This window comes from uncultured Sphingomonas sp., assembly GCF_964237155.1.
Lineage (GTDB): Bacteria > Pseudomonadota > Alphaproteobacteria > Sphingomonadales > Sphingomonadaceae > Sphingomonas.
In genome coordinates, this window is sequence record NZ_CAXSHH010000082.1 from 1 (window position 1) to 10,234 (window position 10,234).

Genomic DNA, 10,234 nt, shown 5'->3' on the forward strand with positions numbered 1-10,234 from the left:
GGCCCGTTCACCGCATCCAGCGGCAGCACGCCCCCCGACCGCCACCGGAACCGCAACCGGCACCCCCGGAAATCCCGCGACGTCTCATACGCCAGCAGCGGATGGTCGTGGGCGTCCTCCGCTTCCCAGATCAGCCCCGCCAGATCGTCTTGGGCGTAGAATGCGAGATCGACCCGCAGCGCATCGTGCGCGGGCGTGGTGACCGAGGCCATCATCGGCCGAGGAAAGTTCACCGTCCAGAACCGCGCATCGAACCGCGAGATCACGTCCGCCCGCTGCACCGTCCGCTCAGTCGCCAACCAATAAGCCATCTTCTCCCTCTCCCGCTTGCGGGAGAGGGCCGGGGAGAGGGACTGTTCAGAGAACCGCCCTCTCGCCCCCCGCCCCTCTCCCTCACTCCTCCCGAAGCGCCATCCGCACCGCCCGAGCCACCTGCCGCCCCGACCGCGTCAGCGCTTCCGGAGCCCCCACCGACCCCGCATTCACCGTGATCGCCACCCGCACTTCACGCCCGCCGCCTCCGCCGGCCCCGTTCGCCAGCACCCGCCCGCTCCCGGTCGGCACGAACAGCTCCGGCCCCCGCTCGCCGACGACGTAGGCCCGCCCCGGCGACACCGGCCCGCCCGTCGCCCGACCCGGAAGCCCCGGAGCCGCGCCGCCGAGTAGCCCGCCAAGCAACCCGGCTATCCCGCCGCCCGCACCCCCGCCGCCCAGGACCGCGCCCAGCCCGTCCCGCACGCTCGCCGCCGCGATCTCCGCCAGCACCGACAGCGCCACCCGCTTCAGGTCCTCGAACCCCAGCTTCCCCGTCCGCACCGCCCGCGCCAGAGCACCCTCCACCGCGCGCCCCGCCCGCTCCGCCCCCGCCTCGAGCGGCCCGTCGAGCGCCCCGCGCATCGCCTGCACGTCACGCGCGAACGCGCCCGTGTCCGCCCGCACGCGGATCACCAATCGGTCCAGTTCCTCATCCATCCGGAAACGCCTCCCTCAACGCGGCGAGCGTCCCCGCGTCCGGCGGCGCGACCACATCGCCTCCGCCGGTGATCGCCCGCGCCACCGCCTCCAACTCCGCCGGCGTCGCCCGCCAGAACGCGTCCGGCGACCACCCCAGCACCGCCCCCGCGTACCCCGCCAGCCGCACGGCGGAGTCCACGAACTGTCCCGTCACCGCCCCGCCAGTATCTGCCGCAGCAGCACGCGCAGCACCGGCGTCGCCGCCGCCAGCCCGGCTTGCGTCACCGCCTCCCCCAGCGCCTCGCGCGTCAGCCCCTCGGGCGGGTCGACGACGCAATGCCAGAACAGCGCGACCAGCTCGGCCAGGTTCAGCCGCCCGTCCGCCGCCCGCTCCACCAGTGCGAACAACGACCCCAGCTCTCCCTCCGCCGCCACCAGAGCCTGAAAACTGGGCCGCAGCTTCAGCGCGCACCCACCCACCCGCACCGCGGCCTCGCCGCGCGCGGAATTCGCCATGTCCATGTCCATTCTCCAAAAACCCTCTCCCGCTTTCGCGGGAGAGGGACAGGCGCGTCAGCGCCAGGGTGAGGGCAGTGCCCCTCCGAGGCGAGGTCCGGCCCTCACCCTCGCCGCGGCTACGCCGCGTCTGTCCCTCTCCCGCAAAAGCGGGAGAGGGTTCTAAGAACCAACCACCGCGCCCGAGCTCTCCAGGCTGACCGCGTAGGCCCGCTCCCCGTTGAAATCGCCCGAGTAATCCAGCCGCGTGACCAGGAACCGCCCCTGCATCACCTCGCCGCCCTCGAACGTCAGCCGGTACTCATCCAGAGCGCCCGACAAGGCGTTCCCCTTGACCCGGGCCTCCGCCGCCGACCCGGTGAACACCCCCGCCGCCGACACGCTGACGGACCTGACGCCCGCCCCGCCCAGCAGCTGCCGCCAGCCCCCGGAGTCCTTGCTCGTCACCACCACCGCCTCGCCGTTGACCGACATCTGCGTCGTCCGCATCCCCGCCACCGTCGCGAACGACGGCGTCGCCGCCCCGTCCCCGACCTTCAGCAGGAACGCGCTACCCTTCTCGACCGCCATCACTCTTCCTCCCTCCACATCCGCACGAATACATCCACGCTCCCCACCCACCGCTCGCCCGACGCCCGCGCCAGGCGGCTCCGCACCACCCTCGCCCCCGCCACCCGCCAGCCCCCGCCGAGCTCGGCCGGGAGCGATCCCACCGCCGCCTCCACCGCGCCCAGCAGCGCGCGCAGCCGCACCGGCCGCTCGCCCGCGTCCCACACCAGCACCGCGAACCGCGCCTCGTGGCCCGCGAAGGACTTGGTCCCCCACTCCCCCAGCACCGCCTCCTCGACGACCGCATGGGGAAGCGCGGCGCGGACCGGCGGCGCATCGAACACCGCCACCCCCGCCAATGCCGGATCGGCCCGGAGCCGAGCGACCACCGCCGCCCCCAACATCTCCCGCGCGCTCACCGCAGGACACTCGCCGGATCGCGGAGCACCCGCTCCGTCACCACCCGAGCCCGCAAGCCACGCCCGCTCAGCACCAGGTCGCCGCCGGTCCGCTCCACCGTCACCCCCTCCACCGCGCCCAAGGCGTCCGCCAACGCCGCCGCCCGAGCCTCGACCGCCTTTGCCGCGATCCGCTCGACCGCGCTCACGCCTGCACCCCCACCAGCCGCATCCGCCGGTGCGGCCGCCACAGCGCCGCCACCGCCGCCGGGGGCGCAGCATCCCGCCCCCGCGCCTCGAACAGATGCGCGGTCAGCATCACCACCCCGTGCGCGATCCCGGCCGGCAGCCCGTCCCAGTCCGTCGCCAGGACCGGCGCGGGCGACGCCGTCTCCCCGGTCCGCGCGACGAAGCACGTCCCCGTGAATTGCTCCCCCACCTCGATCGCCGCCCGCGCGAGCACGCCGAGCACGGCATCCTCGGCGTTCCCTACGATCCGCAGGTAAGCCCGCGCCGCCCCCACCGCCCCGTCCACCGCCCCCTGCGGCACCGGCGCTCCTCCCGTTGTCATCTGATCATCCCCGCTTTTTCTGTAATCCTCCCCCAGCTTGCTGGGGGAGGGGGACCACTCGCCCTCTCGGGCGAGTGGTGGAGGGGCTCGACGCGGCAAAGCCGCGTCGTCGGACGGCTCGGCATGACCGAGCCGCCGGCCGGCTTCTACGAATCAGCTCGCGGCGATCTTCATCAGCTTAATCGCCTCCGAATTCACCACCGCACCCCCGATCCGCTTGGTCGCGTAGAACCCCACGAAGGGCTTGTTCGAATACGGATCGCGCAGGATCGCGGTCTCCGTCCGCTCGGCGACCAGATACCCCGCCCGGAAGTTCCCGAACGCGATCGGCAAGGTGTTCGCCGCCACGTCGGGCATGTCCTCCGCCTCGACCACCGGGTACCCCAGCAACGTCGCGGGCTGTCCCGCCGTCAGCCCCGGCGACCACAGGAACGCGCCGTCCGCCGTCTTGAACTTGCGGATGCGCGCCAGCGTCGCCGCGTTCATCACGAAGCACGCCCCCTGCCGGTACGGCGCGCGGAGCGACTGGACGAGGTCGATCAGCCGCTCCTGCGGGTTGGTCCCGAAATCCGCCGCCGCCCCGGACGCCAGATGCTGCAGCGTCCCGAAGGCCCGCGTCGCGTCGCTCGCCGGGCCCGTCGGATAGGTCAGGAAGCCCTTGGGCCGGTTGACCCCCGATCCGCCCACGAACGCCGCGCCCTCGGCCTTGGCGAACTCGGTCGCGATCTCGCCCGCCAGCCATTCCTCGACATCGAACGCGGCGTCATCGAGCATCGCCTGGCTCGCCGACGGATTGGCGTACAGCTCGCCCATCGGCGGCGCGATTTCCGTGAATACCGGCGTCGCCGTCTCCGGCCGCGGGCCCGTCTCGCTCGCCCAGCCCGACGGCGTGCCGCCCGTCGTCACCAGCTTGCGGTACCCCGCCGTCCCGACCTTCACCACATTGGCGATCGCCCGGATCGGCGAGATGCCTTTCAGCACCGCGTCGATCGCCGCATCGATCTCGCGCGGCACCGCGAACCCGCCCGCATCCCCCGTCACCCCGGTGAACGCCTTCATCTCCACCGTCGTCCCCGCCCGGACGAACCCGTCGAACGCCGCCCCGCCCCGCGGAACCCCCTCGCGCGCGCCTTCCAGAACCGGCCGCGCCATCACCACGTCACTCATGCCACTCTCCTCCAGAAACGAAAAAAGGACGCCGAAGCGCCCCCTCTTGAAAACCCTCTCCCGCCTTCGCGGGAGAGGGACAGGCGCGAAGCGCCAGGGTGAGGGCCGGACCTATCCGCTCCCCACCCACTCCACCCGAGCCAAAGCCTGCATCGGCACCTTGACCAGACTCACCTCCACCAGCTCCACCTCGAACAGCTCCCGCCAAACCCCCTGCTTCGCCCGCAGCGCCCGGAACCCGACGGACAACCCCGCCACCGCCCCCGACCGAACCAACCCCGCCAGCTCGCCCCCGACCATCCCCTCCACCCGCAACCCCACCGCATCCTCCCCGATCGCGCCGATCTCCCCCACCGCCCCGCCCCAATGCGCCCACAGCAACGGTACCGGAGCCACAGCCCCGAACGCCCCCCGTCTGACCACATCCCCGACCCGGTCCACCCGGTCGAACACGGCGGCGTATCCGGCAAAGCGTATCTCCCTCTCCCCGGAAGGGGAGAGGGCCGGGGAGAGGGGAGACGCCCGGACCTCTCCAACCGACGGCATCACTTCCAGACCTCCCCGCCCCACCTGACCGCAATCCCCGCCAGCACCACCGTCGACAGCACCCGCGCGACCCAGCCCCACAGCGCCTTCCACGCCGACACCTTGGCCGCCCGCCAGCTCCCCAGCAGCTCGCGCAGCTCGGCGACGTCCCGCCCCGCCCCCGCATCCGCCAGTCCCAGCCGCGTCAGCGCCCGTGTCGCCGCAGCCTCCCCCGCCTCCTCCACGATCGCGCGCAAGGTCGCCGCGTCGACCCCCCGATCCGCCGCCTGCCCCAGCAGCTGCTCCAGCACCGCGCTCACGGCCGCACCAGCTCGCGCTTCTCGTCGTCGGACAACCAGTCCGCCGCCGATACCGATTTCCACAACATCGCCCGCTCCTCCGCCAGCGCCGGCACCCGGTCCAGATCGACCATCAGCGAGGCGTCCGGCCACCAACCGCGTAAGGCTTCCGCGATCCCCGCCAGGATCGCTCCCGCCATCGGCAGCACGCTCAACCGCCACAGCGCCCGGTTCGCCTCCCGGTAGTTCGCGTGAGTGCTGTCCCCGGGCAGCCCCAGCAGCATCGGCGGCACCCCGAACGCCAGCGCGATCTCGCGCGCCGCCGCCGCCTTTGTGCCGACGAAATCCATGTCGGCGGGCGACAGCGACAACGCCTGCCACTTCAATCCGCCCTCCAGCAGCATCGGTCGCCCGGCGTTGGCGGCGCCCTGGAACGCGCCCTCCATCTCGTCCTTCAACCGTGCCCATTGATCGGGCGACAGCACCGACCCGTCCCCCGGGTCGAACACCAGCGCCCCCGACGGCCGCGCGGCGTTGTCCAGCAGCGCCTTGTGCCACCGCGCCGCCGCGTCGTGGATCGCCACCGCCCCCGCCGCCGCGGGCAGGCACCCAAGCCCGTAATGATCGTCGACCGGGTTGAAGCTGCGCAGATGGATCACCTCCGGCCTGACCGGATCGGCCGAGAAGCGCGCCACCCGCTCCCCCACCGCGTACCGGTAAGCCGCAGGCCATCCGCCCGCATCGAGCTCCACCCGCACCCGCTCCGGCCGAAGCGCGAACAGCCCGTCCACCCCGCCCTCGGCATCGCGCATCACCGCTACGAACGCATTCCCATGCAGCAGCAGCTGCGCCGCCACTCCCTCCAGGAACGGCCGCCCCCCGCTCCGCGCGCCGACCAACGCCGCCAGCTCGGGCGCGGAGGCCTCCACCGGAGCGGACGCCACCCCCTCGCTGACGAGCTTGACCGCCCGCTGCGCCACTGCGTTCAGGCAGTACCCGTCCCGAACCTGCGCCTCATAAGTCCGCGGCCACTCGCCCAAGGCTACGCCCGACCCACGCGCCAACACCGGACGCGACTCGTCGCGCCCGGACTTGCGTCCAAACCATTTCATCGCCTGTCCCCTAGATCAAAGAGTCCGCACCGCCGGCGCCGCGGCCGGTTTGCCCAGCAGCTCGGTCAGCGCCCATACGCACGCGTCGGCCCGGTCGGGGGAGCGCCCCGGCCCCTCGTACGCGCCGCCCACGCGCAGGCCGCACAGCTCGTCCTCCAGCGCCGGAAAGCGCCCCGCATGGAACACCCGGCCCGACGCGTACCAGGTCATCACCGGCTCGGCCCGCGCCGTCTTGCTCCTGCTGGCATGGACCGGCTTGACCGGCAACGCCCTGTCCGCCCCGCGCAGCACGCTGGCGACCATCTCACCACCCTGGTTCGTCTCCGCCACCACCCGGTCCGCGCCCCAGCGCTCGGCGCAGGACGCCACGGCCGCCGCCCAGCCCTCCGGCGTCAGCCCGCCGACGCTGGCGTCCTCCAGCACGTATCCGCGCCCGTCCGCGCCGAGGCCCACGCACACGATCCCGCACGCGTCGCCCTCAGCGGTCGCGGGCGGATCGACGCCCACCACGATCCGCGCCAGCTCGGGATGCCCGTCCACGCGGGCGCGCTCGATCAGGGCGCGCGACCACAGCGCGCCGTCCGCCTCCTCGATCATCTCGCCGTCGAGCTCCTGGCGACCCTTGGCCGTCCCGCCGTAAGCGTCCTCCATCGCCTCGACGAACACGGCGGGCAGGTGGAAATTGTCGCGCGTCCGCCCCGTCGTCAGGGTCACGCCCTTCGTCGTCATGATCCTGCGCATCAGGTTGTTGGGCCGCGGCGTCGTCGTCACCACGACCCGGGGATGTGTCCCCAGCCGGAGGCCCAGCATCAGATTGTCCCACGCCGCCTCGCCGTACCGCCATTTCGCGATCTCGTCGCACCAGGCGACATGGTGTTGCGCGCCGCGCAGGGATTCGGGCGCCTCCGCCGAGAATACCTGCGCCTGCGCGCCCGATCCGAAGAGGAGCAGCCCCTGATCCCGCTTCCAGCAGGTCGCCTCGCCGTGACGCTTGCACGCCAGCAGCCCGCTCTCGCCCTCCACCATCACCTGCCGCGCCTCGCTCGCCGTCGCCCCGACCAGCGCGATGCGGGCGTCGGGCGTGGTCCGCGCGATCTCGCTGATCCATTCCGCCCCCGCGCGCGTCTTGCCGAACCCGCGCCCGGCCCGGATCAGCCAGACCCGCCAGTCGCCCGCGACGCGCTGGCCCGGCAGCGCCCAGGTGTCCCAATCCGCCTCCAGCGTCCGCAGATTGTCCGCGCCGATCCGCCGCAGCGTGGGCAGCCAGTGCAGCGCCGGATGCTTCGTGAGCCGCTCCAGCGCCGCGAGCACGCCGGCCCGTCCGCCCTCGCCGGCCCGCCCCCCATCGCCGCCCTGCCTCTTATGCGGCGGCCCCTGCACCGCGGCCTTCACGCCTCCTTCCCCGACCTCAGCCGCTTTTCGAGCAGCTCGAGCTGCCGCAGCAGCGCGGCCTCCACGTCCGCCATCGGTACGTGGCGGGTGCGGCTTATCATCCCATAGCCTCCCGGCGCGCCCGACCGCGCCTTGGCGTCGCGCCTCCCCAGCAGCGACAGCGCGAGCGCCCGGTCGACCGCGACGTCCGCCGTTTCGCCCTCCAGCGCGGCGGCGAGCAGCTCCGCCTCCAGCCGCGCATATCCCGTCGCCAGCGCCTCTTCCCACGCCGCGGCGAACGCCTCGTCGCTCCGGCGCAGCGCATAGAAGGCGGACTGGCTCGCCCCGACCGCCCCGGCCGCCCGCTTCACGTTGCAGCTGGTGCCCAGCTCCGTCAGGAACAGCTTGCGTCGCTCCGCCGTCAACCGCTGCGCCCGCCCATCCGCCCGCCGCTGCAGCGCCCGGTTCGTCCCACTCGTTATCTCGTCCATGCCCCGCTCCCCCCTGAACGCCGAAACGCGCGAAAGGCCGGCGACCCGGCCGGGGTGCCAACCCCGCCCGCGTATCCGGCCTTCCATATCCCCGACCGCCCGAACCCCGATCGGAGCCCCCCGGCCCGACTCGGTAATTCTCGACGTTCCTGTTTTGTACTTAAACAGCGTGACGATGTCAATCGGAAAAGAACCGCGCGGGTTCTTTTTCGATCGACCGGCGATGCTCATGCTACGTCACCCGCCCTGCGATCAGGTCGTCCACGACACCGGGGTCGGCCAGGGTCGAAATGTCGCCCATCGCGCCCGTCTCGTTCTCCGCGATCTTGCGGAGGACCCGCCGCATGATCTTGCCCGACCGGGTCTTGGGCAGGCCGGGCGCGAACTGGATCGCGTCGGGCGTCGCGATCGGTCCGATCTCGCGGCGCACCCAGCCGCGCAGCTCGTTCCTGAGCGCCTCGCTCTCCTCCTCGCCGACATTCAGCGTCACGAAGGCGTAGATCCCCTGGCCCTTCACCTCGTGTGGCATGCCGACGACGGCGGCTTCGGCGACCAGTCGGTGCGCGACGAGCGCGCTCTCGACCTCGGCGGTGCCCATGCGGTGGCCGGACACGTTGATGACGTCGTCCACGCGGCCGGTGATCCAGTAATAACCGTCCTCGTCGCGGCGGCACCCGTCGCCCGTGAAGAATTTTCCCGGAAAGGTCGTGAAGTACGTGTCGAAGAACCGCTCGGGGTCACCCCAGACCCCGCGCATCTGGCCCGGCCAGCTCGCGGCGAGGCACAGGTGGCCTTCCGCCGCGCCCTCCAGCACCGTTCCCTCCCCGTCGACCAGTTCGGGACGCACGCCGAACACCGGCTTGGTCGCGGAGCCCGGCTTCAGCGCCGTCGCGCCGGGCATCGGCGCGATCATCGCGCCGCCGGTCTCGGTCTGCCACCAGGTGTCCACGATCGGGCAGCGGCGCTCCCCGACCACGCGGTGGTACCACTCCCAGGCCTCCGGATTGATCGGTTCGCCGACGCTGCCCAGCAGGCGCAGCGACCGCCGGTCGTATCTGGTCACCCACTGGTCGCCCTCGCGCATCAGCGCGCGCAGCACCGTCGGCGCGGTATAGAGCGTGTTGACGCCCAACCTGTCGCAGGTCTCCCAGATGCGGCCGGGATCGGGATAACTCGGCACGCCGTCGAACATCACCGTGGTGCCGCCATTGGCGAGCGGCCCATAGACGAGGTAGGTGTGTCCCGTGATCCAGCCGATGTCGGCGGTGCACCAGAATATGTCGCCGCGCCTGTGATCGAACAGATATTCGAAGGTCGATGCCGCCCACAGCAGATAGCCGGCCGTGGTGTGCAGCACCCCCTTGGGCCTGCCCGTCGATCCCGACGTGTACAGGATGAACAGCGGATCCTCGGCGTCCATCGGTTCGGGCGGGCAGTCCGTCGATGCGGCGGCGACCAGTTCGGCATATGCGTGGTCCCGGCCGGACGTCATGGGCACGTCGGCGCCCGTGCGGCTGATCACGATCACCGTTTCGACCGAGTCGCATTGCGCAAGCGCGGCGTCGACATTGGCCTTGAGCGGGATCGTCTTGCCGCCCCGGACGCCCTGGTCGGCGGTGACGACCAGACGGGAGTCGCAGTCCCATATACGGCCGGCCAGGCTTTCCGGCGAGAAGCCGGCGAATACCACCGAGTGGACCGCGCCGATGCGCGTGCAGGCGAGCATCGCGACCGCCGCCTCCGGCATGTTCGGCATATAGATCGTGACGCGGTCGCCCTTGGCCACGCTCCGCGACTTCAGCACGTTGGCGAAGCGGCATACCTGCCCGTGCAGTTCGGCATAGCTGAGCCGCCGTCCCTCGCCGGGCTCGTCGCCTTCCCAGATTAGCGCCGTCTCGTCCGCGCGCGTGTCCAGATGCCGGTCGAGACAGTTCGCGGACACGTTGACGGCCCCGTCCTCGAACCATCGTATCCGGAAGTCGGCCCGGTCGAAGCTGGTGTCCTGGACCTTGGTGAACGGCCTGATCCAATCGAGACGCCGCGCCTCGTCGCGCCAGAAGCCCTCCGGGTCGGCGACCGAGCGCGCGTACATCGACCGGTAGCGCTCGTCGTTCACGATCGCGCGCGCGGCCGACTCCGCGGGAACGGGGTAGCTTATGGCCATGGAACCCTCTCCTTCTTCTTCGAACCGTCGGCATGGTTTCCGTCCGTCCGCGCGCGGGCGCATCGACGTCGGGCTTCTGCATCAGCTCCAGGAACTGGCGCGCATAGGCCGACAGGC

14 protein-coding genes and 1 pseudogene are annotated in these 10,234 nt (G+C 72.0%); all 15 read right to left on the reverse strand.

The annotated features are described in order from the left end of the window. A pseudogene (locus ACFE71_RS13365) lies at positions 1-311 on the reverse strand (TIGR02217 family protein); the annotation flags it as partial. Between the two features lie 82 nt (positions 312-393). Then, a complete protein-coding gene (locus tag ACFE71_RS13370) occupies positions 394-972 on the reverse strand; it encodes a tail tape measure protein (RefSeq protein WP_375429283.1) in 579 nt (192 codons plus the stop codon). Further along, positions 965-1,168 (reverse strand): phage tail assembly chaperone, encoded by a 204-nt coding sequence (locus ACFE71_RS13375; protein ID WP_375402050.1) that lies wholly within the window; start codon positions 1,166-1,168, stop codon positions 965-967. Before ACFE71_RS13375 ends, ACFE71_RS13370 begins: the two co-directional genes overlap by 8 nt. Further along, positions 1,165-1,476: a gene transfer agent family protein gene (locus ACFE71_RS13380; protein WP_375402051.1), complete on the reverse strand. Its 312-nt coding sequence runs from the start codon at positions 1,474-1,476 to the stop codon at positions 1,165-1,167. Before ACFE71_RS13380 ends, ACFE71_RS13375 begins: the two co-directional genes overlap by 4 nt. Positions 1,477-1,632: 156 nt before the next feature. Next, positions 1,633-2,040: a phage major tail protein, TP901-1 family gene (locus tag ACFE71_RS13385; RefSeq protein WP_375402052.1), complete on the reverse strand. Its 408-nt coding sequence runs from the start codon at positions 2,038-2,040 to the stop codon at positions 1,633-1,635. Further along, positions 2,040-2,438 (reverse strand): DUF3168 domain-containing protein, encoded by a 399-nt coding sequence (locus ACFE71_RS13390; RefSeq protein WP_375402053.1) that lies wholly within the window; start codon positions 2,436-2,438, stop codon positions 2,040-2,042. Before ACFE71_RS13390 ends, ACFE71_RS13385 begins: the two co-directional genes overlap by 1 nt. Then, positions 2,435-2,626 carry a hypothetical protein gene (locus tag ACFE71_RS13395; RefSeq protein ID WP_375402054.1) on the reverse strand — a complete coding sequence of 64 codons (192 nt, stop codon included), beginning with the start codon at positions 2,624-2,626 and terminating at the stop codon, positions 2,435-2,437. Before ACFE71_RS13395 ends, ACFE71_RS13390 begins: the two co-directional genes overlap by 4 nt. Further along, positions 2,623-2,988 carry a head-tail connector protein gene (locus tag ACFE71_RS13400; RefSeq protein WP_375429284.1) on the reverse strand — a complete coding sequence of 122 codons (366 nt, stop codon included), beginning with the start codon at positions 2,986-2,988 and terminating at the stop codon, positions 2,623-2,625. Before ACFE71_RS13400 ends, ACFE71_RS13395 begins: the two co-directional genes overlap by 4 nt. 153 nt (positions 2,989-3,141) lie before the next feature. Beyond that, the gene (locus ACFE71_RS13405; RefSeq protein ID WP_375402056.1) at positions 3,142-4,155 is read right to left on the reverse strand and encodes a phage major capsid protein; all 1,014 of its coding nucleotides are present in this window, start codon (positions 4,153-4,155) and stop codon (positions 3,142-3,144) included. A gap of 111 nt (positions 4,156-4,266) precedes the next feature. Further along, a complete protein-coding gene (locus tag ACFE71_RS13410; RefSeq protein ID WP_375402057.1) occupies positions 4,267-4,701 on the reverse strand; it encodes an HK97 family phage prohead protease in 435 nt (144 codons plus the stop codon). Further along, entirely contained in the window at positions 4,701-5,000 is a 300-nt protein-coding gene (locus ACFE71_RS13415) for a DUF6127 family protein (RefSeq protein ID WP_375402058.1), read from the reverse strand. The genes ACFE71_RS13410 and ACFE71_RS13415 overlap by 1 nt, the downstream gene beginning before the upstream one ends. Further along, positions 4,997-6,091: a phage portal protein gene (locus ACFE71_RS13420; protein ID WP_375402059.1), complete on the reverse strand. Its 1,095-nt coding sequence runs from the start codon at positions 6,089-6,091 to the stop codon at positions 4,997-4,999. The genes ACFE71_RS13415 and ACFE71_RS13420 overlap by 4 nt, the downstream gene beginning before the upstream one ends. Positions 6,092-6,106: 15 nt before the next feature. Next, on the reverse strand, positions 6,107-7,402 hold the full coding sequence (locus tag ACFE71_RS13425; protein ID WP_375402148.1) for a DNA-packaging protein: 1,296 nt from the start codon (positions 7,400-7,402) through the stop codon (positions 6,107-6,109). Positions 7,403-7,479: 77 nt separating this feature from the next. After that, positions 7,480-7,953 carry a hypothetical protein gene (locus ACFE71_RS13430; RefSeq protein WP_375402060.1) on the reverse strand — a complete coding sequence of 158 codons (474 nt, stop codon included), beginning with the start codon at positions 7,951-7,953 and terminating at the stop codon, positions 7,480-7,482. Between the two features lie 232 nt (positions 7,954-8,185). After that, on the reverse strand, positions 8,186-10,117 hold the full coding sequence (gene acs / locus ACFE71_RS13435) for an acetate--CoA ligase (RefSeq protein ID WP_375402061.1): 1,932 nt from the start codon (positions 10,115-10,117) through the stop codon (positions 8,186-8,188). Positions 10,118-10,234 lie beyond the last annotated feature (117 nt).

Excerpts from the sequence above, each read along its gene's own strand:
- acs (WP_375402061.1), bottom strand. The coding sequence starts at position 10,117 with ATGGCCATAAGCTACCCCGTTCCCGCGGAGTCGGCCGCGCGCGCGATC.
- ACFE71_RS13380 (WP_375402051.1), bottom strand. The coding sequence starts at position 1,476 with ATGGACATGGCGAATTCCGCGCGCGGCGAGGCCGCGGTGCGGGTGGGT.
- ACFE71_RS13410 (WP_375402057.1), bottom strand. The coding sequence starts at position 4,701 with ATGCCGTCGGTTGGAGAGGTCCGGGCGTCTCCCCTCTCCCCGGCCCTC.
- ACFE71_RS13385 (WP_375402052.1), bottom strand. The coding sequence starts at position 2,040 with ATGGCGGTCGAGAAGGGTAGCGCGTTCCTGCTGAAGGTCGGGGACGGG.
- ACFE71_RS13430 (WP_375402060.1), bottom strand. The coding sequence starts at position 7,953 with ATGGACGAGATAACGAGTGGGACGAACCGGGCGCTGCAGCGGCGGGCG.
- ACFE71_RS13400 (WP_375429284.1), bottom strand. The coding sequence starts at position 2,988 with ATGACAACGGGAGGAGCGCCGGTGCCGCAGGGGGCGGTGGACGGGGCG.
- ACFE71_RS13405 (WP_375402056.1), bottom strand. The coding sequence starts at position 4,155 with ATGAGTGACGTGGTGATGGCGCGGCCGGTTCTGGAAGGCGCGCGCGAG.
- ACFE71_RS13370 (WP_375429283.1), bottom strand. The coding sequence starts at position 972 with ATGGATGAGGAACTGGACCGATTGGTGATCCGCGTGCGGGCGGACACG.
- ACFE71_RS13420 (WP_375402059.1), bottom strand. The coding sequence starts at position 6,091 with ATGAAATGGTTTGGACGCAAGTCCGGGCGCGACGAGTCGCGTCCGGTG.